Origin of the sequence: Paenibacillus sp. YYML68, assembly GCF_027923405.1 — a bacterium.
Classification (GTDB): Bacteria; Bacillota; Bacilli; order Paenibacillales; family NBRC-103111; genus Paenibacillus_G.
The window spans coordinates 1,148,042-1,171,946 of the sequence record NZ_BQYI01000001.1 but is presented as its reverse complement, the minus strand read 5'-3'; the positions used below and the strand labels follow the sequence as shown (position 1 = coordinate 1,171,946).

The following is a 23,905-nucleotide window of genomic DNA, read 5'->3' as shown; positions in this document are numbered from 1 at the left end:
ATTTTGTACTATATCCATTACTCCACGCTTTTCAACGCTTCGATCATATGAATCCTCGCAACGTTACGCCTCAGCAGCAAGCTCGATAGCGCTGTGAGGAAGAAGGCGAGCGCAACAGCAAGCACCAGGACGCCCATATTCAATTGCGCGGGGATTTGCTGATGGGCACTGGACAGCGCCTTGACGATGAAGCCGAACATATACCCGCTGAGCGGCAAGGCGGCCAGTACGGCGAACGCCGTCACTACCGTATTTTCCATCAATAGGAGCCTGTTGATCCTCGACTTCTGATAGCCCAGCACCATCAGTGTTGCCAGCTCACGGCTGCGTTCATAGATGTTGATCGAGGAGATCGTGTAGATGGCGCCGAACGATAGAACAACGGCACAGATGATGAACATGATGAATAAGAAGCTGTTCTGCTTCAGTATGAACTGCGCCGATTGCTGCAGGTCGCTCTGGTCGGTAATCCGCTCCACGGATGGGTCTTGTTCGAAGAAGATGCGTGCGCTCTCCAGGTCCTCCTCACTCGCCGCTTGAACGATAAGCGAGGCTGGACGGTAATCAATACCGAGGCTCCTGATATACTCTGGCGTGCCATAGAACGCCGGATCCGAATATTGCGTGGATAGTCCGAGCACGTTCATCTCCACGATCCGATCCTTGTACTCTGGTGCGGTAAGCTTGATTCGAATCGTATCCCCTTCTACAATACCATATTGATTCGCATAGGACTGGGGCACAAGCACCCCGCCGTGCTGTAACGACAGCTGCTTGCCCTCCGCATCGAAGAACCGAATAAGCGAATTATCTTGATCCGTAACAATGAGCGTGGCGTTCTCCTTCTCATCCGCCTTCAACAATTGGGTCGGAATGGCAGATAGTACATATGGGTATGCAATTCCCTCAGGCAGCTGAGTCAGCTCGGGTGTCGTTCCCTTCGCATAATCGATCCGCAGATCATACAGATTCACGTCTTCAATCTGGCTCGCCACCTGCAGTAGAGCTGACTGCGTGCCGAAGGCTGTAATGAGCAGAACGGTGCTGACAACGACCCCGACCGAGCTGGCTAATGCTTTACGTCGGTTCAGCCATAGATTACGAATGATGAGCTTGAAGCTGTAGGACAGGCGGCTCCATAGGACCGTTCTTTCGAGCAGCAGCTGCTTCATCCGCTTCGGCGGCTTCGGCCGCAGCGCTTGCGCCGCACGCTCCTGCAGGATGGCTCTGCCGCTTAAGTAGCAGGCTAAGCTGCCGAACGCACTGGAGATCAGAATCGGTGGCAGGACGGAGTAGATGGAGAGCGAGAATTGAATGTCAGGCAGCGAGTATGATCTTGCATTCGAGGCCGTGACGAAGGGAACGAACACGAGCGACGCCAGGATGCAGCCGACAATAGCCCCTACCACAGCGACCAGCACCGGGTAACCCATATAATGAAGCATGATGCTTCGATCTCTAACCCCGAGCGCCTTCATAATCCCGACCTGATACCGCTGGGAATCGATCACTCTCGACATCGTCAGAAACAGAATGACCGCCTCAATCATGAACAATACGAGCGGGATTACCTTGCTCATCATGCTGTTATTGTAGATCGTCTCACTGACCTTAGAATAGTTGAAGGAGCGCTCTTTACTCAATTGGTCTATATAAGGAAGAGACTGGGACCGCGCTTCAATCGCCTTGCCCACCTGCTCGATGTCGGCCCCTTCATTGGCATCAATCATGACCTCATTGTAATGAACATGCCCTGCGAGAACAGGGATCATCTCCTCCGCCATATACGCAACACCGAAGGCGCGGTGGTTCTGGGTGTCGTTCTTCTTGGCATACTCTACATTTTCACCTAAGCCGATAATTACAAACGGAACAACCGTGTCATTCACGGTTAGCTGGATGTGATCCCCAGCCTGCAGCTGATGCTCCTTCGCATAACGGGAATCGAGCAGGAGCTCGTGCTTATGGGCCGGGAGGCGGCCTGCCAGCAGGACTGGCACGTTGATCTCATTATTCTCGGGAATCGAATGAAGGTTGATTGTCGACTTATCGCCGTCTAGGGACTGTGCAGCCTCCACCGTATAACGCCCCTCCGCCTTGCCGACCCCTTCAACTAGGCCTAGAGCAGTCACTTCTGAGCTGGACACCTGCTCGTAATACACATTCAGGTCACTCAAGTTATAGGTCTCGAAGTACGTCTTCGTATAGGCGCTCAGATGATCACTGTACGTAACGAGCCCGGCATAGAAAAAAGCGCCCACAGCAACAACCAGCACTAGGGCGATAAACTGACCCACCTGCTGCCTCATATCCCTTACGAGCTTCACGAATAGCTTCACGATTACCACTCAATCCCTTCCACGCTTTGCTTGCTCGTATTGATCGTGACGCTTTCGATCATCCCGCTTTTCACCTTAATAATCTTATCGGCCATAGGCGCGATCGCCGTGTTATGTGTAACCACTACAACACACTTGTTCGTCTCTCGATTCAAGTCTTGAAGAAGCTTAAGCACAGACTTGCCCGTCCTGTAATCCAGGGCTCCGGTCGGCTCGTCACAGAGCAGCAGGAGCGGGTTTTTGGCAACAGCCCGAGCGATCGCCACCCGTTGCTGCTCCCCTCCCGACAGCTGCGAGGGAAAGTTCCGGGTACGCTCCTTCAATCCGACTCTCGACATAATATCCTTGGCATCCAAGTAGTTGCGGCATACTTCAGTCGCGAATTCGACGTTCTCCAATGCAGTCAGATTCGGGATCAGGTTATAAAATTGAAACACAAAGCCGACCTTCTCCGCCCGATATTCCGTTAATTGCTTCTCATTGTAGCGCGTAATGTCTTGACCACGGACAAGCACCTGGCCGGACGAAGCCGTGTCCATGCCGCCGAGAATGTTCAATATGGTGCTCTTCCCCGCACCGCTTGCCCCTAGAATGACGACGAATTCCCCCTCCGATATCGTAAAGTCTACACCTTGGAGGGCCTTAATTCGCACTTCTCCGATCTGATACTCCTTCGTCACCTTACTGAACTCGATTAACGTGTTCACTCCGCACAGCCCCTCATCCCAGTTATGGATTAAAATCCCTATAATCAACTTGATTATACGAAGGGACCGGAGCATGAACAACCAACCGGAGTCCACGTTGACACTGGACCAAGGTCGAGTTCATGAGATCGTTCTCTCCCTTTGTTTAACGTATTCAACATATTGGTTAGGTTAGACACCATGGCAATCCTTAGTGGTAATTAATGATATAATATACTATAAATATAATCATATAGGGGTTGTGATACTATGAACACCTTTCATTTCCAGAAGCCATATTTTAGGCTTTCCACATCGCCCATTATCATTAGAGACAATAACCAGGTCGAGATCGGTAAGGTGAGACGTCTTTATTATCATCGAGTTGATCAGATCATGAGTTTGTTCATCGACCGCTGGGCTATAGATGTAGTGGTAGAGAGCAAGGATCGTGTAATCCGTATTCAGTCTAAACGAATCAGTTCATGGCTACGAAATAAATGGACGATTCACATTCAGGACCAGCAACAACATGTTTCGTTTCAGCTTGAAGATCATTCGATGGTTAGAATGAATCCACACTTTGTGTTTCAGCTTCGGGGTAAGAGTTATAGCGTGAAAAAAAAGTTTGCAAACAGGCAAGTGACGATATTGGATGATGATTCAGGAGTAGCTGTCGCGGTGATCTACTATGAATCAATGCTACCCATCCAAATAACAAGGATGACTCTCGAATTGAAGGAGGATTCCTCCTTATCTCCCTATGAAGCCATCTGTGTGTACTATATTTTGGATTTATCTATCCAATGATCCATCAAAACCTACAACCGAACCCCAAATCCCTCCTTGACGCCTTACCCAGCTTTGGATATGATTAACAAAGGCTTTAAATAGTAAAGTTTACGATTAATCTCGTTAAACGTTTACTAGCCTAATCGATTCAAAGGGGAGACATTCATGAACTCACAAGCGGAAGTCATACCGTATGAGCTTCCAGCATGGACGGAAGCGGCTCACGACGACCGAGCGGTACACTTTCGCCGCAGCTTAATGCAGTTCCGAGACCAATTCGCGCAATTGCTCAATCGCTACCCGACATCCGCACAGCACAGCATGGAGCTCGATGCTGTCATCGATGCGTATACTGCCTTCGTCACCAACACGGACCATGAGCTGCTGTGGACCGAGCTGATGCAGCCTTCGTCCGTGGCCGAGGAGCTGACGAAGCTTGCGGCGGAGCTGCGCGCCTCCTCCTCGCTGTGCGTAGGGATCGCGGAGAAGTACCGCGCCCTGAAGCTGCTCAGCGGCCATACGGAAGGCAGTGACTACTTCCACCACGTCGAAGCGAGTATAGGTGAGCCGTTCGGCAGCTTCCCGCTCACCTCCGACTCGACCGTCATCTGGATCGGCTCTGGCGCCTTCCCGATGACCGCACTATTCCTTGCCCGACAGACCGGAGCGACAATCATTGGCATCGATATTGATGCCGAAGCGATCTCGCTAGGGCGGAAGGTCGTGGAGCGGCTCGGCGCGGGGCTCGACATCCGACTTGAGCTCGCCCCTGCGGAGCAGCTGCCAGAGATCGGCAAGGCGACCCATCTCATCTTCAGCTCGACCGTCCCTGAGAAATTCGAGCTGTTAGACCAGCTGCATGCCTGTACCGGCAGACAGATCGTAGCAGCGGTCCGGTACGGCAATGGACTGAAGTCGCTGTTCAATTACCCGATGGCAGCTGTTGACGAGCGCAAGTGGCGTCTTGCTGAGCACGTAAGCCGTTCCGGTCGTGTCTTCGATCTGGCATTGTACCAGCAAGCATAGGCGCTGGGCATGATCCATCTACATCTATTCGTACATAAGGAGGCCCTATGAATCCGAACTCACACATCCTCATCGCAGGCACTGGCCCTGTTTCGATCCAGATGGCTGTGCTGCTGAAGCAACGCCTTCAGGCTTACGTCGGCATCGCCGGAAGGCCGTCGTCTCGCTCCGCTCCGTTCTTCGAATCACTCAGGCAGCACGAGCACTACGTATATGTAGAGATACAGAATGAGAAGCATCAGGCGGTCCAGGGTGAGTGCCGCGTGGATGAGCTTTTTTACACATATAATACGGTTGCAGGGTCTTGGGATACACTCGTACTCGCTGTGACGGCGGACGCCTATATTGAGGTGCTGAGTCAGCTACACGATGACGTACTGCGGCAGCTACAATGCGTACTTCTGCTCTCACCGACGCTCGGCTCGGGGTCGCTCGTCCGTCAATACATGCAGGATCGGCGTTCCGATGCCGAGATCATCAGCTGCTCGACGTACCTCGGCGCGACGCGGTGGACGCCGGTCGGTCCGTCTCATCGTGTGCTCACGACAGCTGTGAAGCGCAAGGTATACTTCGGCTCGACGCATACTTCCTCCTCCTATCTCGAGCAGCTGCGGCAAGTATATGAAGCCGTCGGTATTCAGATCGAGACGATGAGCTCGCCGTTCGAGGCCGAGGCGCGCAACATATCGCTCTACGTGCATCCGCCACTGTTCATGAATGAATTCACGCTGGATGTCGTCTTCAGTGAGAGCTCTAGCCCCGCTACGGTCAAAAAGTACGTCTACAAGCTGTATCCCGAAGGACCGATAACGCAGCAGGCGATTCGAGATATGCGTACGGCGTGGAACGAGATCTCAGCGCTGCTGGAGCGAATGAGCCTGAAGGGTGTGAACCTTCTGAAGTTCATGGCAGACGACAATTATCCGGTAAGGCCGGAGAGCCTGCAGCGGGATGATATGGAGCGCTTCGAGCAGCTGGATGCGATACACCAGGAATATTTGCTCTATGTGCGCTACACCTCCCTGCTGATCGACCCGTTCTCGGAGCCGGATGAGCATGGACGCTATTTCGATTTCTCCGCTGTTCCGATTCGCCCCATGTTCATCGGTACAGACGGCCGCTGGGACATCCCACGAATGCCGAAGGAGGACTATTACCGGATCAAAATCATCCAAGGCATCGCCAGACATCTTCGCTCCAGCTGTCCGACAATCGATCGGTTCATCGCGGTCTACGAGCATCGACTTGAGGAAGCGGCACGACAGCTGCAGGGACAGCCAATGTCTGATGCGTTCGAGGCACACAGCTTCGCCGATGATATTGAACGGATATGCAAGGATATCGCTGGAATTAAGGCTTGATTCTGATCGGTCGATGCTCCACAATAGAGGCTTGAGGCTAGTGTCTACGGAGCCAGCTAATTAAGGATAATGAGAGGAAGTCGCTAACGTGTTGAAGGGAGCTTTAGCCTGGCCATTTGTACGGCTATATATGTTGACACTGTTGTACTTCAGTGCCAATTCCATGCTGAATGTAATCATTCCGCTGAAGGGCGACTCGCTGGGCGCCTCGAATACAGCGATCGGCATTATTATGGGTGCTTATTTATTCACCTCGATGCTTCTTCGTCCGTGGGCGGGACTGTTGATTCAGCGATACGGAGCGTTGAAGGTGCTGCGTACTATTCTTGTCATTAACGGATCGGCTCTATTGCTCTACTCGTTCACCGGTCTGGAAGGATATTTCTTCGCGCGTGTGATGCAAGGGGTATGTACGGCGTGCTTCTCGATGGCGCTGCAGCTAGGCATCATCGACGCGCTGCCGGAGGAGGACCGCTCGCAGGGCATCTCGCTGTACTCGCTGTGCGCCTTCATGCCGGGCATACTCGGTCCGCTGCTCGCGCTAGGGATGTGGCAGTCTGGGGATATGCAGACCTTCACCTACGTCATGCTTGCGATTGCTATTATGACTGGAGTTGTAGGCTACAGCGCCCGGGTCGACTCGCATAGCGCCGAGGCGGCCGTGGGCGTCGAGGCTGCGAAGCCAGCTGGCGGTACCTCGATGCAAGGAGCGATCATCCTGAAGTCGTATCGCGAGATGGTGCGCAACCCGCACCTGTTCAAGTGCAGCGTGCTCATGCTGACAGCCTCCCTCGTCTTCGGTGCCGTGACGGCCTTCATTCCGCTGTATGCCATGCAGATTCAAGGGGGGAATGCCGGCATTTACTTAATGCTCCAGGCGGCGACGGTCGTGGCGGCGCGCTTCCTCCTCCGGAAGCGGATTCCCTCAGACGGCAAGTGGCATACGGGCTACATCATCATGATTGTGCTGACGATTGCTGCAGCCGCACAAGCCGTCAGCGTCTCCATCTGGGGAGGAGTGGGCTTCCTCTATATCGGCGCCATCATGATGGGAGCCGCACAAGCGCTGCTGTATCCGACGCTGACGACGTACTTGACGTTCGTCCTGCCTAAGGACAACCGCAATGTGCTGCTCGGCCTGTTCATCGCGACAGCCGACCTCGGCTCTTCGCTGGGTGGGGTTATTATGGGACCGATCGCAGACATGTCGTCGTACTCGGTGATGTACATGATATGCGCGATAGTCGCGGTCAGCATGACGGTGTTCGCCATTCAGGGCCGTCAGCGTACTGCTGAGGCAGGGTGACTGCCGAGTTGTGGCGGTAACGAGGCGGGGAGCAACGTATATCGCTGTGAGAAAGAAAGACGCCTACCGAACTGCTGTTCTGTGCAGCAGCGGCGGAGGCGTCTTTTTTTCACATTACAAGAATAGGAGCTTCAAGAAGAATACGACGACGGACAATACAAGGGGAACGAGCCAGCCCGCGTGACGGAGCCGGAGCACTTCCGCCCTCTGCCCCACCTCGATGCTCGCTTCAGGTGGGTCGAAGCGTCTAAACAACCACCAGCAGATGAAGAAAGCGGCAATGGACAGAATACACAATCTCGTACCTCTCATCGGTATGACAGCCCGCTCCAGCGCAGTGTATACTGGATTCAATAAGTGCGAGCTTGTCTGTGCAACATTCGTCAGGCAAGACACCTATGTATGACGATTACCGACGTAAGGAGCATGTAGATTGGGCGATCAACAATTCAAGAGTGCGGTCGAGACTACGCTGAAGGTCATCGGCGGCAAGTGGAAGCCGGTCATTCTGTGCCTGCTGACGGACGGTGCGATGCGGTTCGGCGAGTTGCGGCGGGAGATGCCGGCGATTACGCACAAAATGCTCACTCAGCAGCTGAGAGAGCTCGAGCAGGACGGCATCATTCATCGGGACGTGTACCCGCAGGTGCCGCCGAAGGTTGAATATACGATGACGGAATACGGCCGTTCCCTCAAGGGAGTGCTCGAGGTGATGGCGAGGTGGGGCACCCAGCATATGGAGTCTGGCTCCAGCCCCAAGGCATCGGACAGCACCTCAACGATCGACTAAGCTCTCGCGCCACGGGGTAGTTCCCTGCGAGGTACTATGTTCCTAAATTGTGCGTACTTCCCCAATAATATACTTGGATTTAGAATAAAGTGGAACGTTGAACCACTAATTCTAAGGAGTGATCTTGGTATGAAGCTTCAATTAGCGCTCGATCTTGTTAATATTCCCGAGGCTAAGGAGGTCGTGGCAGAGGTAGAGGCGTACATTGACATTGTCGAGATCGGCACGCCGGTTGTCATTAACGAGGGCTTGCGCGCTGTGAAGGAGATCAAGGCGGCCTTCCCTCATCTGCAGGTGCTGGCCGATCTGAAGGTGATGGATGCAGCGGGCTACGAGGTGATGAAGGCGTCCGAGGCGGGTGCAGACATCGTCACAATATTGGGTGTTGCCGAGGATGTCACGATCCAAGGGGCGGTCGAGGAAGCAAGGAAGCGGGGAGCATCCATTCTCGTCGATATGATCGGGGTGAAACATATAGAGCAACGCGCCCGTGAGCTCGACGCGTTCGGCGTCGACTACATATGCGTCCATACTGGCTATGACCTGCAGGCGGTCGGGAGGAACTCCTTCGACGACCTCCAGACAATCAAGCGCGTCGTCCGACACGCGAAGACAGCGGTCGCTGGTGGCATCAAGCTGGAGACGCTGCCTGATGTCATCAAGTGCGCGCCGGATCTCATCATCGTCGGCGGCGGCATTACAGGGGCAGCGGACAGGGCAGCCGTAGCCGCCCAGATGCAGCAGCTCATTCAAGAAGGCTGCGCGGTATAATGCCGACGGTCGCCTATCTTACCCACATTCAGAGCGAGCTGACTCGGCTCACGGAGGCCGTATCGGATGCCGAGGCGGAGGCGCTCATCGCGCAGCTGCTCGATGCCCGCAGCATCTATGTAGCGGGGGCCGGTCGCTCCGGCCTCATGGCGCGCTCCTTCGCGATGCGCCTCGTGCATCTGGGCCTATGCGCCTACGTCGTCGGCGAAGCGGTCACGCCCGCCCTACGCGAAGGCGACCTGCTGCTCATTGCGACAGGCTCCGGCGAGACCCGCAGCTTAATTCCAATCGCGCAGCGGGCGCACAGCTTGCAGGCTGACGTCGCAGCGATCACCACCGCGCCCCACTCTACGATCGGCTCGTTAGCGGGCACGACCGTCGTGCTGCCTGGAGCGTCTAAGGAGCAGCTGGACAGCCCTTCCATCCAGCCGATGGGCTCGCTGTTCGAGCAAGCGTTGCTGCTGTTCCTCGACGCTGTCGTCCTGCGAATCATGGAGCTAAGATCCGTTCATGCACAGGATATGATGAGTCGTCATGCTAATTTGGAGTAGCTTGTGAAGTAGAGGAGCTTCGCGAGACCCGCGAAGCTCCTCACTCCCCTCGCACCAAGCGGAAGCCTTGATCCGGACCGAAGCCGTTCGGATCGAACTTGCCCCGGAACGACACGACGTTGTTGCTGACGTCGCCAATCCAGCCGCCACCCTTCACGACCCGGAGCATTCCTGTCGGATAGTCGTCGCCGTTGTACCAATCCGAGCACCATTCCCGCACGTTGCCGGACATATCGTACAACCCGAGCTCATTCGGCTTCTGGAGTCCGACCGACTTCGTTCGGTTCTTGTTATTCTCCAGCTTCGGCCACATCCAGTCTCCGGTCAAATATTGCTCCCCCGCGTTCCGCATACTCCCATTCGGAGTCGGTCGGCAGCCGGTTGCCGTTCGCGTCTTCATCAACCGTGACGATCCACTTGCTCGAGTCATTCTCGTTTTGGTTCACGGGATCTTTCTGCGTCTTATTGATGGTGTAATACGGCTGCAAGCCTTCCTTCAGGCTTCGCTTGTTGCAATATTCGATCACGTCATACCAGCTCACCATCTCGACAGGCAGCTTGTCGCCCTTGAAGGTGGACGGATTGCTGCCCATCACGTCCATTCATTCCTGCTGCGTAACCTCATACTTACCGATGTAGAAGCTCGCGACCGTAACGTTGTTTGGATAGTAGCTCAAGTTTTTATTCGTGAATGCCCCGCCTTTAACGTGTACAAAATGGGAGTCGATATGAGTCTGGTCGTTCTTACTCGTCGCTGCAGGTTGACCGTGCGTGTCCGTCGGACGATACGTCCCCCAGTTGTCTACGATGTAATATTCGATGAGCGAGTTGCGCGTCCAGCCGTTGAACGTCAAGTAGCCGTTCCCTTGCGGAGCCCAGACGCCTGCGTTGTAATTATCTACACGGTTCGGTGTATCGTTGTTCCAGTTCTTACCGACGACGAAGTTACCCGTATTGGACTACAGGTAAACTACAGAATATAAGCGCATACACAACAACTTGACAATTTAAAGGGTTTTCCCGAAATTGTTTATTTGTTGATTGTGACCTGCCCTATTTTGTCGCATAACAATAAAAACCGCCCTACCTGATAAGAGGGAGGGCGGAAAGCGTTAGAATTGATCCGTCACATCATACTCGTAATTGAAGGTTGCTTTCACATTCGACATGGTGGATGATGCTGTTGCTTTAGCATTATACTTAAAGCTCCACATTTTAGCTACGTGTAGTCCATTTGCAACATTAATCGTGTAGGAACCACTTGAGGAACTGCTAACCGTGGAAGTATACCACACCATGGTTTGGTTCGGCATGATCTTATGCGTCACATTCCCTTGGCTTGGCGATTGCGAACCAGATGTCGTCACAGACTTCACGATTGCATTGCGAGGAATGGACGTATTATTCGTCAGGTCCATGGAGATGACGGATGAATCTACACCCGACGGGTTTAACCCCGAGTTTCCACTATTCACTGCTTTCCCCGTAAAGCTAAATGTTCCGCTACCCGACTTGATTCGATCAAGCACGGATACAGTAAAATACATGTCTCCGTCATAGCTCCCTCTCGAGACTCGTATATAGAATGTTTGAGAGTTGGAAGTCGCATTAGCGTTAGCGTAAATGAACGGTAACGAGTCCGGATTAATAACTGTCGTTCCATAACTTACTTGCATCCCGCTACTATTAAGCACCTCTATTGTCATCCCTGTATAGTTAGTGTTATAAGTGCTCTTCGCATAGACACGCTCCCCGGCATTCGCTGTAAATTTGAAATAGGCTTCCGCAATGCCCGCTGGCAAGATGTTGACATCTGAGGTGCTTGTCTTCCAATATCCCATGTTGTAGGCTGTTCCAAAGGTATTGTTACCTGTAATGCTTGCCAGCGCAGGTGTAGCCGATGATAAAGTGATCACTACTGTCATCAACAGTACGAACACCGACAGAAATCGTTGCTTCCATACATGCACCATAATCAATTCCTCCTATTAACTATTAATCGTATTTATTCAAATCATACACATATATGGAATATATTTAAAATGCTTCGATACCTATTTTACTAGTTAACCTTTGTCGAAGTTTGCTGCTAAAGGATACTTTCTTACCCCCTTCATTCTAGGGTGTTATTTTCCGATATTAACCTTAAACGTTGGATATTGTTAGTTCTATATTCAAGGAGGAGCATGATATGACGATTCCATCCACCCACTCATCTTTCGCCTCACTACATGTAAGCAGCACCTCATTATCAAAACAACCAGGTCCCTCCGCTCGCACAGAATCTACTAACGATACGGTCGTTCAAAGTCGTAACAAGCGCTACAGCGATCAGGACCGAATAACGCAAAAAATGGATGAGCACTACCAAAGGATGAATCAGCAAAATATGAGCTTCTCGAATCCGGCTAATCATATAGCGGATAAATACCAGAATCCACTATCTCCCTTCTTCAAGAAGAACATGACCGAGCAAGAAAGACGTATTGCCGCCAGTAATGAATTTGCATATCTCAAGCACGGCAAGTTAAACACATACGACATGGGGGATTACATCTTACGTGAAGAACGACCCATCAACGTGATCGTAGAGTCTGAGATAGATAAGGCTTACAATCGGCAACAAGTGAATGGGCAGCTGAAGCAGCTACTGGACAAGAACAGCGTTCACATACCTGATGGTGTGAAGCTGACGTTCACTATTGATCCCAATAACTATCGGCTTATGGTCAGCGGGACGGAGGATGAAGACCTTCGCAGTCAATTGGAGCTAGTACTAAATTCCGGTCGGAATTCCAAGGAGTTATTTTTCCATATTATAGGAAGTCGCGCGCCAGATTCAGAGCAATTTACACAGGAGAAGTATGAGAAATTCAACCTCGTTCGCAACATTCAGACGGTTACCGGCTATCACCTTAAAGATTTGTCCGTTGTTAATGGAAAGTTCGTTACGGAGGATGGAAGCGATATTTTTGACATTTTCGTAAAATCGTACGGCAATCATCCGTATACTTCGAAACAAGATGCTGCCCATGCCGCCGCCTATTATGGACCGATCCTGGATTCACTTGCAAGAAGAGGCTTCGATGCTATACCCGACCTCATTCTGTCCGTGAACTATGAGAACGGCTCTCTATATGACATCGGGCAGAGCTTGAATTATGGCACAGGGCGAACGAGCTGGATCGACGAGTTAAAGGAACAGCTGGGTGTCAGCTGAATAAGGCCAGCGTGGTTCGTACATCTAATCTAGTCCGAGCAGAAGAAGCCGTCGGATGCTCCTACGGCTTCTTCTTGCTTCTTCTAGGGTGGTGAATCCTCGTGCCTGAACGTTCGAGCCATATGTAATCCTTGCTGTTAAGGGAGATGTCTTTTTCCCATGAAAAACTCGCGATCCAACCCAAACCCACTGCCCCGCTACCCGCTCCTACTTATCTGCCGCCTTCCTCTCCCCGAGGAGTGAGCCTAGCCGCGCGAGCAGGTCTCCCCCGCCCGTCACCGAGATGGAGCCGATCTTCTCGCATATTTTCTCCAGAAACTCGAGCTCCTTCAATCGGAACAGCGTCTCATTCTCATCCATCAGCTTCGCCGTATTGAGCAGGCTCCGGGTGGAGGCCGTCTCCTCGCGGCGCGTGATCAGATTCGCTTGAGCCTTCTTCTCCGCGAGCAGGACGGTGTTCAATATGTCCTTCATCTCCCCCGGCAGGATGACGTCCTTCACCCCCGCGTTCAGGAACTGCACGCCGAGCTCGCCCCCCTTCTCACGCATGCGGGACAGCACGAACTGGGCGATATCCTCCTTGCGCTTCAACAGGTCGTCTAGCTTCAGCGTGCCCACATATTCCCGAAGCATAAGCTGCAGCTGAATATGGATCTGCTCATCGAACGACTTGCGCTCCAGCACCCGCAGCGGCTCGACGATCTTGTATTGGCATACAAAATTCAGTCGCAGCGTCACCTTGTCCTCCGTCATCATCTCCTGACCGATCAGGTCCATCTGCTGCTGTCTGAGATCGATCGTCTTGACCATAATCGAGACCGAGCTCTTCCAATAATAGTACTTGCCCGGAGACAGCTCGCGCTGCAGCACATGATCGTAGAACAGGAAGCCCGTCTCGTGACTCGCAATCTCACAGCTCTGCACATAGACCGCCAGCTTCGGTACGATCGAACGGTCAACCTCGGGAGGCAGCTCCGGCTTACGGATGTCGAGATGCACGAACGTATGCTTCCTCAGCACGTTCCAGTACGCGTAGACACCTGGCTTCAATAGCTGTACGAATTGGCCGTCCTCGTAGTGCAGCACGTACTCGTGGTCCGCTACCCGGACGAGGTCGAGCTCGCGCCTCAGGTCTACATCGTGCAGGAACAGCTGCACGTCCTTGCCTTCGACGACGAACGGCTTCGTCACATTCATCACGACTACGGTGTGCTGGGACCATTTGATATAGCGGTAAGCTCCGGGTTGAAGCGTTCTCACATAGCTTCCTTTATGGAAGAGCAGGCCGCGTTGGTCGGCTTGGATCGTTACTGTAGTAAACATATGGTGTACCCCTTTCATTGTTCGACCATCATCTGAGAAGCCCAGCTGCAGCCTTGGCGGAATCGCGCTTAAGACCTGCGTGCTGCTGGAGCTGCGCCAAGACATCCGATTCGGATGAAGCTGACCCGACTGCGGCCAGCCCTCCTCCTCTTCGATCCTGGACGACTCCTGAAGCATGCGCTCGATCGGTATCCACGGATTGCATAGCCAGACTGCAGTGCGCTCACACTAGCCGCCCGGGATTCTGAGATTCGTTGGCCCTTTACATACTCTTACTCTCTTGTTCGAGCTTACGCTCGAGCATATGACCAATTTCGCTTAGCAGGCGATCGGGGAATTGAACCCCTATGGAGGATTCTTATCGGTCCGAGCGTACAGGATACCGTCATCGAATCGATGCGGCACTGCGGGATCACCGATATCCACGCCTCGCTACGACCGTCCGCCTAAGAACCAATGTGTTACAGGGTCTATCATCGCTCATGATGGCGTATTCGAACATGGCGGAAGTATGGCGACACGTACGAAACTTTTCCATTTCATCCAATTCCGCGCCCTGCTACAATGGTAGAAGATGCTTACTCTGAACGGGGGATACGTATTGGCTAAGGAAAGCTTCGATAAAGAAATTCAATTCCTGCGTATGCTAGCGCTGACGAGCGGTGCCTTCAATCGACAGCAGTTCGCAGAGCGTCTCGGCATCTCCGTCCATACCTTCGACAAGACGATCCGTCGGCTCAAGGACATCGTGAGCTCCATCCACCAGCAGCTGCCCGAGGAGCGTAGCAAGGAGCTATCCGAGACGATCCGCTATCGGTATTACGACTCCACCGACCCGCTCTTGCTGTTCCTGTATCGCGCGAAGTCTGTGAAGGAATCCGAGAGCCAGCGCATCTCGCTGCTGCTAGCGGCGATGCATGAACAGCCCTCGACGGTGATGGAGCTGCTCGACCGATGCTGCGGCAGTCTGCCTCCCGAGCTTCCTCTGCCTGATGAGAAGACGATCCGCTCGGATCTGAAGTACTTGGAGCAGGTCGGCGTCATTCAGCGGGAAGCGGGACCTCGCCCATATCGGTATCGCATCCAGGACGATCTGGTTCGAGACTTATCCCAGGAGGAACTGCTCGATCTGTATGACTATGTCGATGTAATGGCGAACACGCAGGTTCCTTCCGTACAAGGCTACCTGCTGCGCGACGGCCTGAAGAAGCTGCTGCTGCGCAAGGGAGTCGAGCCGCAGTCGCTGGAGGCTATGCTATATAAATATCATTATCATTCACGGATTCTCGATGAGGCTCATCTATTCACACTCCTCCATGCGATCCGCTGCGGCAGGAAGGTACGCTTCCTCTACTTCTCCCCGAAGTCCGACCGAAGCTACTCGTCCCAGAATACGAATCCATTGTTCGAGCGCGAGCCGGGGGGAAAAGCCCACACGACGCTTCCGCTTCAGATCGTGTACGATCATCAATATGGCCGATGGTACTTGCTGTCGCATGGTCGGGAGGGCATTCGGAAGTACCGCATGGAGGGCATGACGCAGCTCGAGATCGATGAGGATGAAGCGGTAGATATGGCGTGGCTGGAGCAGAAGCGGAGCAAGCTCGCTGACCATATCCGATTCAGCTGGCTGGTCGATACCGGACGATCGGTGACGGTGCGTGCCCGCTTCTATCATCCGGAAGGCCCAGAGCCGAGCTTCATCCGAGAACGCGTCCTGCAGCAGGGGCAATGGGGCAATATTGTACAGGAGGATGAGGTCTCGTTCGTATTCGAGATTACCGTGAACGGGACGACGGAGATCAAGCCGTGGCTGCGGAGCTTCGGATCGAGCTGCGAGGTGCTGGAGCCGGTGCAGCTACGCGACGAATTCATTGCGGAATGGAAGGAGCTGCAGTCGTACTATGAATTTATTTGAGAAAATATTCAACTACCAGATCCTCTCCCGGCTGGGCGACTCCGGCACCTTCATGGTCACCTCTCACGAGCGGGCGTGGCTGAAGACGATGCTCGCGCATCCCGCGGCGGACGAGGCGTTCACGACGGATACGCTAGCGAAGCTGCGCTCGCTGCTCGAGACGGATGAGGTCATGGACCTGTCCGGTCACTTGACGGAGAAAGCCCGCTCGCAGGAGAAGCAGGTGTACCACCCGCTCCTGCGCTCATTGCGCAGGCACTTGATGAATAACACAGGCATCCGTATCACATACGAAACGAAGAGCGGACGAGTGAACAGCGAGCATGCGGGCTTGCCGTATAAGCTGGAGTATTCGATGGTGAAGCGGGAGTGGTACCTGCTGTGGTATCGCATGGATGGCGATGATCAGCACTCGAGTCGTCAGCGTCCTGCGCACGCCTTCATGAGCACCAGGCTAAGTATGATTCGTACGGTCACGCCTGAATCGATTGAGCCCTCTAAGGCCGAGCGTGTGAGGCAGGAGATCGAACAGCTGCTGCACTCGCAGCGAAGCGAGGCGGTCATTGAGATTGTTCGCGCTTATAACGCGGAGCTGTCGCGCATCCTGTACGCCTTCTCGAGCTTTGAGAAGACGGTGGAATACGAGGAGGAGACGGACCTGTATCGCGTCCGCGTCGTTATGCAGGAGAGTGAGCGGGAGTATCTGCTGTCCAAGCTTCGTTTTCTTGGGATGAGGGTGCGGGTGGTCGAAGGTGACTTCTTGAAGCGGCGCATGCTGGAGACGTCGGGGAAGGCACTGGAGCGATATGGGGTGGTGAAGGAGGAGGCGGAGTTGTCCTCGTAGGGTGGACGAACTCATGCCTCCTCCCTGCTTTCGCCCTATCGGCGAGTGCATATAGCCCACTCACTGAATGTCCGCTAGCATAAGGTGGAGTTCATTGAAGATCATCCTTGCATTTTGTTACTGGATCATCTATTATGGATATTAAAGATCTATAATAATATTTTTTATTCATTGAAGGGAGGAGGCCCTGTGCAGTTCTCCAAAAGCACCGATTACGCTCTGCACGCATTAATTCATTTAGGACTTTCACAGCGCTGCCACAATGTCGGGATCAAGGAATTGTCCGGAGCGCTTGGTGTATCCGAAAGCTATTTGTCCAAAATCATGTCTAAGCTCAGACAGGACGGACTTGTGCGTGCTGTGCCAGGAGTGAATGGCGGCTATGAGCTTGCCAGACCCGCTGACGAGATTTCGTTTCTGGATGTGATTCAAGTGATTGAAGGAAGACAACAGCTGTTCGAATGCTCGAATTCGAGCTCGCAGCAGCATCAGCTATTGGCCGGTCAGGCAGCTGAGCCGCAAGAACAGAAGCGTTCGGACAAGAAGGATTGTCTCGTTGAGAAGGTCATGTTCGGTGCGGAGCAGCAGCTGCATCAATATTTACGAGAGCACACGCTCCAGTCTGTACTGGATGAGACCTTCAAGCGCTGCAGTCGTGAGACAGACCGTGAGGCAGAAGACAGTGAGACAGACAAGAAGTAATGCACTTCTTGCGCTCTAATTGTGGATATAATAGATCTATATTTATTATATTAGACACTTACTATTGGAGGAGAACGATATGATCGATTTAACCAGCTTAAAACGCGGCCCCATTATGGTCGCACTCATCGTCGGCATGTTTGTTGCCGCTTTGAACGAAACGTTAATGGGAAATGCCTTCCCTGCATTAATGGAAGCCTTCGGCGCATCTGCCACGAAGGTTCAGTGGCTCACAACCGCCTATTTACTTGTCGTTGGCGTGCTTGTTCCCGTGACGGCTGTCTTACAGCAATGGTTCACGACCCGGCAAATGTTTCTGACAGCTATGAGTCTGTTTTTCGTCGGCACGCTTATTTCAGCGGTATCGCCGGTATTCGGGCTGCTGCTAGCAGGACGGATTCTACAAGCGGCTGGCACCGGGATGCTGCTTCCGCTCATCATGAACATTATTATGACCATCTACCCGCCAGACAAAAGGGGAGGTGCAATGGGGATGCTAGGCCTCGTTGTCATGTTCGCGCCGGCGATCGGTCCTACGCTGTCAGGCTTGATTGTGGATGCGCTGTCCTGGCGCTGGTTGTTCTATCTCGTACTGCCCCTTGCCCTGCTCTCCATTGTGGTAGGGGCCGCTGTTCTGAGGAACGTGTCGGAAGTAACCAGACCGCGAGTAGACATTCTGTCCATCCTTATGTCAACTATCGGCTTTGGCGGAATCGTCTATGGCTTCAGCAGTGCTGGGGAGAAGGGCTGGGCGGAGCCGTTCGTCATCTGGATGATCGTCGCAGGTGGTGTTGCTCTCGTGTTATTTATATGGCGGCAGTTGGTGCTTGAGGAGCCTGTCATGGATATGCGCGCGTTCCGCTATCCCACCTTTGCACTCGCATCCGTATTGATGTTCGTACTGCTGATGACGTTCTTCTCATCGGCGATCATGCTTCCGATGTTTATGCAGGGTGTGCTGATGATGACAGCCTTCAAGTCAGGCTTGGTGCTGCTGCCTGGAGGAATCTTGAACGGACTTATGGCTCCCATTTCAGGCAAGCTCTTTGATCAATTCGGACCTCGCGTGCTAGTCATCCCCGGTCTGACCCTAGCTGTCATCTCCTTGTGGCTATTTACCCGATTCGGCGAAACGACCTCGACCGGCCTTCTCATTGCGGCGCACATCACACTCATGGTAGGTATCGCACTTGTGATGATGCCTATACAGACCGCAGGGCTTAACGAGCTGCCTCGTCATCTGCATCCACACGGGACAGCGATCTTGAATACATTGCAGCAAGTATCTGGCGCAATCGGAATTGCCCTCTATATTAGTATAATGTCACGCGGGCAGAAGCAATACTTGAGTACAGTGAGTGATCCACAATCGGCGATCGAAATGACAAAGGCTCTGGCCGCCGGCATTAACGATGCGTTCTGGTTCGGTGTGATCGCTGCATCGGTTGCGCTGTTCCTCGGTCTGTTCCTCCGCAAGGGTAAGGCGCCCGAGCAGGAGCAAGCTCTCGGTTACGAGGCTACTCAACGAGAAATTCTGTAACGAATGGAGGCCATGTCAGCTCGTTGACGCTCACCCAGATGTAAAAAAGGTATCTTCACGGTCATCAATTGACGACTGTGAAGATACCTTTTTTCAGCCTGCTTGCTCGAGCAGGTCCGGGTACACCGCGAATCGACTGGAGAATAGTCCGAAGTGATTGCAGGCCTCCTCCAGCTGCCACGCATGCATGCCGGTCAGTAGACTGGCACGGGAGGGGCGCACTTCGGATTGCCATACAGTACCGTAATTCGGTCGAACAGCATCACCTCTCCGGCCATGTGCTTGAACACACGATCTGGATAGATGTTCGGATTACGAGGACGCATAGCCTTGATCTCCTCGACGGAAAATCCAGTGGCCTTTGAGATCGTTTCGACATCGATGCCGAGCTCCAGCATTTTGACCGCTGTTTCAGCTTTTCCTTCAGCTTTTCCAGCAGCTATTCCAGCAGCTATTCCAGCAGCTCTCCCAGCCTCCATCGCTCCTTCGATCCGCGACTTCTCATCACTGAGCGCCTTCATTCGGGCATCATATGCCATTCGGGCTGCCTCATTCTGACTCAGAAACTCGAGCGTATCCATCGCCTTTTTCAGCATTGGCTCCTTCATCGTCAGCACCTCTTAAAGATCACATCAACTCGCGGATCCAGCAGCTCGAACATGTGCATCTCACTCCATTCCTTATTACCATCAGTATACCATCTTATTCTCTGGACAGTGAAAAGTTCTAACGCTTAAGAAGCCAGCAAATCCACGTTGTTCGTGTTTTTTTCCTGCTTGGAACGAATTATTTCGGTTATGGGTAAATCCGGGTGCTGGGCAACCATGCGAAAAATGGATCTGCGCAAATAAACCGCCACGGTAGCCTCAGAGACGATGGCTTTCGATGGTGTTCGCAAATAGCGCGAGAACAAGCCCGGCGTACGCGCCGAAAACGTCAACGCGACCATCTGAATTAAGCCGGTTGCGATGCAACTGCACATGACGAATCCTTCGATGGCTTCAAGTGTTTGTCGTATTCGCTTTTGATCCTGTTCGTTCTTTACTTGTTCCAGTGGATGGCTCTCGGTCTTGCGTAGATACCGCTTGAGCTTCGGCATGGATTTGCTCCAGAAGCGATAGCCGAAGGCGCCGATGACTTGTTTCATTTCCCGAAACGTACATTCGATCTTGAACCGGTATCCGTACAAGGAAATGATCTCGGGGCCGGCAAGCGTCAGGTCCGTACTCACCAAAATAGAGGTCTGGTCTCCACGCAGCACCAGGACAAATCGCAAAGGCTGATACAGCTTTTGCCCCCACAACAGGTCCAGGCACAAAAGGAAACCGTTTCTTCCTTGCCATACAGCATCACCTCGGCCGTTTGAAACGATGCTGCCCGGGTTTGAAAAAGCTCCTTGAGCTTGACTTTCGCACCTTTCTTCGGCGGACGGCCCCGGCCTGGTTTTTGGCAGCGGGGAATTCATAGGCTGTGGTGTTGACTTTGGCCTTCGTGATGAGGTCCAGTCGGACTCCGCTCGCAGCCTGCTCCTGCTTCCACCGGATCAGCGCCGGAACGGACAGAAAATAGCGATCCAGCAGGAACAAGGCGTCACCAAGCACCTTCGCGGCGGCAAAGCCCTGCCCGATCATTTGCACCACATGGGAATCTGATTTCGGCTCGGCTGGAGCGGACGCTCCCCAGTTCCAAATCGTTTTCACGCCGTCTTGCAAATTCATAAAGAGGGGCAAGCAGAACCATTTGGCCGACGCTCCGACCAACACACCGACGGCTCCAAAGAGATGGCCAAAGATATATTCACCTTTGGACGAATTTTCTGATTCCTGATGCATTTTCTTCACGCCGGGCATTCGACGGCCTTCCTTGGACTGCTTCATGCCATCGCCCACCAGGACTACGCGATCACCAACGGTCATCAAAGGAGCCGCCTTGCGGACGACTTGGAGCCAAGTTAATCGAAGGGATTCCAGCGACCAGGCCGAAGAACGAAAGAAATGGATCAGCGTCTCGTAGCAGCGCGGATGCAGCGTAAGGTCTCGTACAATGGAGGTCACCCCTAACTGGTCGGAGCGCACCATCAGGCCGATCACCGTAATGACAAACCAGTGAAAGGCGGCTTGCCTGGAGAAGCAGGAACGAAATTCATTTATGATTTTATCGATGTATGGGAGCATAGGTCTGGTCAATCGCCCGCAAATGGGTTAGACTGGTGTCTATAACCCATCCAGCGATTCTATCCTTTTAGAGTGAGACCTTAAGGATACCGTAAAATCGCTAGGTTGGGTTATTTTTCTATCGAGAACTTTTCACTGTCAAGTTATTCTAATGTGATGAATATTTCGTAATGTGAATCGTCTTCACAGCCTCTTCCCATACGACCTTCGCCCCTAATGCTTCGCTCACGAATCGGACCGGCACCATCGTCGTATCGTTGATGATTACAGCCTCCGTCGGCAGGGCGACTTCCTCCCCATCGATGAAGGCCTGCTTCGTCCCGATCACGATCTGAATCTCCCTGTCCCCGTCGGTAGCAGTTACCGTTCTCGTCTCTTCGTTCCATTCAATACGTGCGCCCAGCTCCTCAAAGATCGTCCTCATCGGAACAACCGTGCTCCCGTTCATGATTAGCGGCGATACTGGGAAGTAGCGATACTGACCGTTCATATGAACAGAGATTGCATCCGCATCCACTCTGATCGATGTTGTTTTCTTCAATGAAGCGATGATATCGATGGAGGCTTGGTCTAACGGATTATTGCGAACCGTAATTGTGCTCAAATCTGGTAATTGACGTAGAACCGACATATCGCGGATTCGGTTATCATTCACATTCAGTACAGACAGCTCTTGTAGATGCTGTATCGGCTTAAGCGTCTCGATCTGATTGAAGGCGACCTCCAGTTGACTGAGTTGATACAGTGAAGATAATGGCTGCAAATCTTGGACCTTGTTATGATCCAGGAGTAGATAGGTCAGCTGCTTCAACGTCGACAAGGGTGAGATGTCCTTAACTTGGTTGTTATTTAACAGCACTAAGAATAGATGCGGCTTATGCGAGATCGGACGGATGTCCTGGATCTCAGTATGGGTCAGCATCAGCTCTCTAAGCTGATCTAGCGGTCGAATAAATTCCAGATCATCGATCTGGGAATGCTGGATACTTAACGTCCTTAAGTTCACGAGCTTGCTAATTCCAAGGCCGCATCCGGATTCGTGACGGGGTCATGGATACTTGCTTCCTCGGCGTACGTTGTTCCGTTAGTGAATGCGAATAGGCAGATGGTGAATACGATTAGAAGGAATGCTTTGTTCAATGAGGTCAGCTCCTTGTTAGGTGTGGGTGAAAGTCTTCAACATAGCTCGTTCTGTGTGCCGTGTCCGTATCCATTCCTGCCTCTATCGGGTATAATTGATTATAAGTAAAGTGATAAAGGAGCTGTTCTCCATGTCAATGGTACGCAAACTCCATCCTCATATCGCACAAGACCTGAGGAAGTTTTTATCTGAGAACAATATTTCCACCAAGAAGCTTGTCATAGATCTTGAAGCGGAAACTATCGAGGGCTTTGATGATTACTCAGTCGATGACATTTTAAGTGTGGCTGGAATTCTGAAGCCCGGGGAAGCACAAGAATTGTTAGACCATATTCAGGAGTCACGGGAGGGCTGGGGAAAGTGATCCACAACCACTCCGGATATTTACTGCCCCCCCCCCATTGATCCATATCACATGTGTAATCCCAGCCACTTCATTAAATAGGGCCGATCATTATTTGCTGGTACTTCATACCACTCCGAGCAGAAATAATACTCTTCTCCATATATCCGCAATGGTGCCGAATAGTACCTTAGCGGACTTCTTCCATCAGTCAGAGTTCTCTTGAGAAGGAGCGGATATTGAATATGGAACGTCTCCCTTGAATACTGCTTACTCTGCAATCTCTCAATCTCTTCTTTAGGTACTTTACCTTCTTCTAGCATTCTTCTCAGTATGGTTCTAACGATGGCCCCGATTTTCATTTCCTTGAGAACGTCTATGTTGGCCGGCTCATTGAGCGCTGATTCTAGAATTGCTCTAATCATTCTTGTCCTTGGCGCCGCGGCATGACGAGATTCCCTTGCAGAGAACAGATTGTACATTTGCATGCTGCGCATAAACAGCTCAGAGGTATCCGCCACTTCATCAAGAACGCTCATGACCGGATCGAGTACGATATCCGCAAAATCTTCATTCCCTATTACGCGAACCTCATACGGCATGCCCGATCTAGCAAGTACGTGCCTCATATCATCCATGCATCTCATCAGATCTACATATACTGCAGAATTAATTTTCGGTGATGTGAAGATAACCGTTCCCGATTCAAATCCAAAGTACCCATGGAGGCACATCGCCGTTCTAAGAAGCTTTTTGATGACCCTTGCGACCGTCTCGTCCTTCGATCCATATTGAAGTCCCGCCTCGTGCAAAGCGACATCTATACCGTATACATGGGGAGTCTGGTCTCCGTAGCTAATCCCAACGACATCAATCTCCGCTTGACCGAGAAGCTGATCGACCGATTTAAAGGCTTCCAATTCAACTGAACAAGCTGGCACTCCTTCATATGCCTCAGCCATGATAATAGTAATGATTCGCCTATTTCGATCTTCATTGTATCAGCTCTCCAATCACATACTTTAAATGCTCCGTGTGGCATACAGACTGAATTTGGGCTTGGAGAATAACATATGAA

24 protein-coding genes and 2 pseudogenes are annotated in these 23,905 nt (G+C 52.4%); 13 read left to right on the top strand and 13 right to left on the bottom strand.

Annotated elements, in window-relative coordinates; translation table 11 throughout:
- Nucleotides 1-17: 17 nt before the first annotated feature.
- Both PAE68_RS05255 and PAE68_RS05250 read right to left on the bottom strand, forming a co-directional pair.
- A complete protein-coding gene (locus PAE68_RS05255) occupies nucleotides 18-2,309 on the bottom strand; it encodes an ABC transporter permease (RefSeq protein WP_281890906.1) in 2,292 nt (763 codons plus the stop codon).
- A 32-nt stretch (nucleotides 2,310-2,341) separates the two neighbouring features.
- On the bottom strand, nucleotides 2,342-3,046 hold the full coding sequence (locus PAE68_RS05250; protein WP_281884786.1) for an ABC transporter ATP-binding protein: 705 nt from the start codon (nucleotides 3,044-3,046) through the stop codon (nucleotides 2,342-2,344).
- Nucleotides 3,047-3,295: 249 nt separating this feature from the next.
- Here PAE68_RS05250 and PAE68_RS05245 point away from each other — a divergent pair, with 249 nt between their 5' ends.
- From PAE68_RS05245 to cntE, 4 genes are all read left to right on the top strand, one after another.
- Complete coding sequence (locus tag PAE68_RS05245) at nucleotides 3,296-3,835, top strand: tubby C-terminal domain-like protein (RefSeq protein ID WP_281884784.1); 540 nt, start codon at nucleotides 3,296-3,298, stop codon at nucleotides 3,833-3,835.
- Between the two features lie 147 nt (nucleotides 3,836-3,982).
- A complete protein-coding gene (locus PAE68_RS05240; protein WP_281884782.1) occupies nucleotides 3,983-4,843 on the top strand; it encodes a class I SAM-dependent methyltransferase in 861 nt (286 codons plus the stop codon).
- 47 nt (nucleotides 4,844-4,890) lie between these two features.
- The gene (locus tag PAE68_RS05235; protein ID WP_281884780.1) at nucleotides 4,891-6,204 is read left to right on the top strand and encodes an opine metallophore biosynthesis dehydrogenase; all 1,314 of its coding nucleotides are present in this window, start codon (nucleotides 4,891-4,893) and stop codon (nucleotides 6,202-6,204) included.
- A gap of 91 nt (nucleotides 6,205-6,295) precedes the next feature.
- Nucleotides 6,296-7,510: a staphylopine family metallophore export MFS transporter CntE gene (gene cntE / locus PAE68_RS05230; protein ID WP_281890904.1), complete on the top strand. Its 1,215-nt coding sequence runs from the start codon at nucleotides 6,296-6,298 to the stop codon at nucleotides 7,508-7,510.
- 114 nt (nucleotides 7,511-7,624) lie between these two features.
- Here cntE and PAE68_RS05225 read toward each other — a convergent pair whose 3' ends face one another.
- Nucleotides 7,625-7,822 carry a hypothetical protein gene (locus PAE68_RS05225; RefSeq protein ID WP_281884777.1) on the bottom strand — a complete coding sequence of 66 codons (198 nt, stop codon included), beginning with the start codon at nucleotides 7,820-7,822 and terminating at the stop codon, nucleotides 7,625-7,627.
- Nucleotides 7,823-7,943: 121 nt separating this feature from the next.
- Between PAE68_RS05225 and PAE68_RS05220 the strand changes: the two genes are divergently transcribed.
- From PAE68_RS05220 to hxlB, 3 genes are all read left to right on the top strand, one after another.
- Nucleotides 7,944-8,300: a winged helix-turn-helix transcriptional regulator gene (locus tag PAE68_RS05220; RefSeq protein WP_281884775.1), complete on the top strand. Its 357-nt coding sequence runs from the start codon at nucleotides 7,944-7,946 to the stop codon at nucleotides 8,298-8,300.
- Nucleotides 8,301-8,429: 129 nt separating this feature from the next.
- Entirely contained in the window at nucleotides 8,430-9,071 is a 642-nt protein-coding gene (gene hxlA, locus PAE68_RS05215; RefSeq protein ID WP_281884773.1) for a 3-hexulose-6-phosphate synthase, read from the top strand.
- Nucleotides 9,071-9,622 (top strand): 6-phospho-3-hexuloisomerase, encoded by a 552-nt coding sequence (hxlB, locus tag PAE68_RS05210; RefSeq protein ID WP_281884771.1) that lies wholly within the window; start codon nucleotides 9,071-9,073, stop codon nucleotides 9,620-9,622. The genes hxlA and hxlB overlap by 1 nt, the downstream gene beginning before the upstream one ends.
- Nucleotides 9,623-9,662: 40 nt before the next feature.
- On the opposite strand, the pseudogene PAE68_RS05205 reads toward hxlB, so the two are convergent.
- The 3 genes and pseudogenes from PAE68_RS05205 to PAE68_RS05195 form a co-directional block, all read right to left on the bottom strand.
- Nucleotides 9,663-10,167 (bottom strand): annotated as a pseudogene (locus PAE68_RS05205) (SUMF1/EgtB/PvdO family nonheme iron enzyme).
- Between the two features lie 222 nt (nucleotides 10,168-10,389).
- Nucleotides 10,390-10,578 (bottom strand): annotated as a pseudogene (locus PAE68_RS05200) (glycoside hydrolase family 11 protein); the annotation flags it as partial.
- Between the two features lie 156 nt (nucleotides 10,579-10,734).
- Entirely contained in the window at nucleotides 10,735-11,595 is an 861-nt protein-coding gene (locus PAE68_RS05195) for a hypothetical protein (protein WP_281884769.1), read from the bottom strand.
- Between the two features lie 218 nt (nucleotides 11,596-11,813).
- Here PAE68_RS05195 and PAE68_RS05190 point away from each other — a divergent pair, with 218 nt between their 5' ends.
- Nucleotides 11,814-12,842: a DUF4885 family protein gene (locus PAE68_RS05190; protein WP_281884767.1), complete on the top strand. Its 1,029-nt coding sequence runs from the start codon at nucleotides 11,814-11,816 to the stop codon at nucleotides 12,840-12,842.
- A gap of 207 nt (nucleotides 12,843-13,049) precedes the next feature.
- Here PAE68_RS05190 and PAE68_RS05185 read toward each other — a convergent pair whose 3' ends face one another.
- Nucleotides 13,050-14,165 carry a slipin family protein gene (locus tag PAE68_RS05185; RefSeq protein ID WP_281890902.1) on the bottom strand — a complete coding sequence of 372 codons (1,116 nt, stop codon included), beginning with the start codon at nucleotides 14,163-14,165 and terminating at the stop codon, nucleotides 13,050-13,052.
- A gap of 601 nt (nucleotides 14,166-14,766) precedes the next feature.
- On the opposite strand from PAE68_RS05185, the gene PAE68_RS05180 reads away from it, so the two are divergent.
- The 4 genes from PAE68_RS05180 (at nucleotide 14,767) to PAE68_RS05165 (ending at nucleotide 19,169) form a co-directional block, all read left to right on the top strand.
- Complete coding sequence (locus tag PAE68_RS05180; protein WP_281884765.1) at nucleotides 14,767-16,083, top strand: helix-turn-helix transcriptional regulator; 1,317 nt, start codon at nucleotides 14,767-14,769, stop codon at nucleotides 16,081-16,083.
- Nucleotides 16,070-16,927, top strand: coding sequence for a WYL domain-containing protein (locus PAE68_RS05175; protein ID WP_281884763.1), 858 nt, complete (start codon nucleotides 16,070-16,072; stop codon nucleotides 16,925-16,927). The genes PAE68_RS05180 and PAE68_RS05175 overlap by 14 nt, the downstream gene beginning before the upstream one ends.
- Nucleotides 16,928-17,116: 189 nt before the next feature.
- Entirely contained in the window at nucleotides 17,117-17,629 is a 513-nt protein-coding gene (locus tag PAE68_RS05170; protein ID WP_281884761.1) for an RrF2 family transcriptional regulator, read from the top strand.
- Between the two features lie 79 nt (nucleotides 17,630-17,708).
- Nucleotides 17,709-19,169, top strand: coding sequence for an MDR family MFS transporter (locus PAE68_RS05165; protein ID WP_281884760.1), 1,461 nt, complete (start codon nucleotides 17,709-17,711; stop codon nucleotides 19,167-19,169).
- A 194-nt stretch (nucleotides 19,170-19,363) separates the two neighbouring features.
- Here PAE68_RS05165 and PAE68_RS05160 read toward each other — a convergent pair whose 3' ends face one another.
- The 5 genes from PAE68_RS05160 to PAE68_RS05140 all read right to left on the bottom strand — a co-directional run bounded on the left by PAE68_RS05160 (nucleotide 19,364) and on the right by PAE68_RS05140 (nucleotide 22,483).
- Nucleotides 19,364-19,777, bottom strand: coding sequence for a hypothetical protein (locus PAE68_RS05160; protein ID WP_281884758.1), 414 nt, complete (start codon nucleotides 19,775-19,777; stop codon nucleotides 19,364-19,366).
- A 125-nt stretch (nucleotides 19,778-19,902) separates the two neighbouring features.
- The gene (locus PAE68_RS05155; protein WP_281884756.1) at nucleotides 19,903-20,487 is read right to left on the bottom strand and encodes a hypothetical protein; all 585 of its coding nucleotides are present in this window, start codon (nucleotides 20,485-20,487) and stop codon (nucleotides 19,903-19,905) included.
- A 31-nt stretch (nucleotides 20,488-20,518) separates the two neighbouring features.
- Nucleotides 20,519-21,343 carry a transposase gene (locus PAE68_RS05150; protein ID WP_281884754.1) on the bottom strand — a complete coding sequence of 275 codons (825 nt, stop codon included), beginning with the start codon at nucleotides 21,341-21,343 and terminating at the stop codon, nucleotides 20,519-20,521.
- A 148-nt stretch (nucleotides 21,344-21,491) separates the two neighbouring features.
- Nucleotides 21,492-22,349, bottom strand: coding sequence for a stalk domain-containing protein (locus PAE68_RS05145; RefSeq protein WP_281884752.1), 858 nt, complete (start codon nucleotides 22,347-22,349; stop codon nucleotides 21,492-21,494).
- Entirely contained in the window at nucleotides 22,346-22,483 is a 138-nt protein-coding gene (locus PAE68_RS05140; protein WP_281884750.1) for a hypothetical protein, read from the bottom strand. The genes PAE68_RS05145 and PAE68_RS05140 overlap by 4 nt, the downstream gene beginning before the upstream one ends.
- 131 nt (nucleotides 22,484-22,614) lie before the next feature.
- Here PAE68_RS05140 and PAE68_RS05135 point away from each other — a divergent pair, with 131 nt between their 5' ends.
- Nucleotides 22,615-22,848 (top strand): hypothetical protein, encoded by a 234-nt coding sequence (locus PAE68_RS05135; protein ID WP_281884748.1) that lies wholly within the window; start codon nucleotides 22,615-22,617, stop codon nucleotides 22,846-22,848.
- Nucleotides 22,849-22,895: 47 nt separating this feature from the next.
- On the opposite strand, the gene PAE68_RS05130 is transcribed toward PAE68_RS05135, so the two are convergent.
- A complete protein-coding gene (locus PAE68_RS05130; protein ID WP_281884746.1) occupies nucleotides 22,896-23,789 on the bottom strand; it encodes a hypothetical protein in 894 nt (297 codons plus the stop codon).
- Nucleotides 23,790-23,905 lie beyond the last annotated feature (116 nt).

Excerpts from the sequence above, each read along its gene's own strand:
- PAE68_RS05255 (WP_281890906.1), bottom strand. The coding sequence starts at position 2,309 with ATGAGGCAGCAGGTGGGTCAGTTTATCGCCCTAGTGCTGGTTGTTGCT.
- PAE68_RS05245 (WP_281884784.1), top strand. The coding sequence starts at position 3,296 with ATGAACACCTTTCATTTCCAGAAGCCATATTTTAGGCTTTCCACATCG.
- PAE68_RS05240 (WP_281884782.1), top strand. The coding sequence starts at position 3,983 with ATGAACTCACAAGCGGAAGTCATACCGTATGAGCTTCCAGCATGGACG.
- PAE68_RS05235 (WP_281884780.1), top strand. The coding sequence starts at position 4,891 with ATGAATCCGAACTCACACATCCTCATCGCAGGCACTGGCCCTGTTTCG.
- PAE68_RS05225 (WP_281884777.1), bottom strand. The coding sequence starts at position 7,822 with ATGAGAGGTACGAGATTGTGTATTCTGTCCATTGCCGCTTTCTTCATC.
- hxlA (WP_281884773.1), top strand. The coding sequence starts at position 8,430 with ATGAAGCTTCAATTAGCGCTCGATCTTGTTAATATTCCCGAGGCTAAG.
- hxlB (WP_281884771.1), top strand. The coding sequence starts at position 9,071 with ATGCCGACGGTCGCCTATCTTACCCACATTCAGAGCGAGCTGACTCGG.
- PAE68_RS05195 (WP_281884769.1), bottom strand. The coding sequence starts at position 11,595 with ATGGTGCATGTATGGAAGCAACGATTTCTGTCGGTGTTCGTACTGTTG.
- PAE68_RS05190 (WP_281884767.1), top strand. The coding sequence starts at position 11,814 with ATGACGATTCCATCCACCCACTCATCTTTCGCCTCACTACATGTAAGC.
- PAE68_RS05185 (WP_281890902.1), bottom strand. The coding sequence starts at position 14,165 with ATGTTTACTACAGTAACGATCCAAGCCGACCAACGCGGCCTGCTCTTC.
- PAE68_RS05175 (WP_281884763.1), top strand. The coding sequence starts at position 16,070 with ATGAATTTATTTGAGAAAATATTCAACTACCAGATCCTCTCCCGGCTG.
- PAE68_RS05165 (WP_281884760.1), top strand. The coding sequence starts at position 17,709 with ATGATCGATTTAACCAGCTTAAAACGCGGCCCCATTATGGTCGCACTC.
- PAE68_RS05160 (WP_281884758.1), bottom strand. The coding sequence starts at position 19,777 with ATGAAGGAGCCAATGCTGAAAAAGGCGATGGATACGCTCGAGTTTCTG.
- PAE68_RS05150 (WP_281884754.1), bottom strand. The coding sequence starts at position 21,343 with ATGCTCCCATACATCGATAAAATCATAAATGAATTTCGTTCCTGCTTC.
- PAE68_RS05135 (WP_281884748.1), top strand. The coding sequence starts at position 22,615 with ATGTCAATGGTACGCAAACTCCATCCTCATATCGCACAAGACCTGAGG.
- PAE68_RS05130 (WP_281884746.1), bottom strand. The coding sequence starts at position 23,789 with ATGGCTGAGGCATATGAAGGAGTGCCAGCTTGTTCAGTTGAATTGGAA.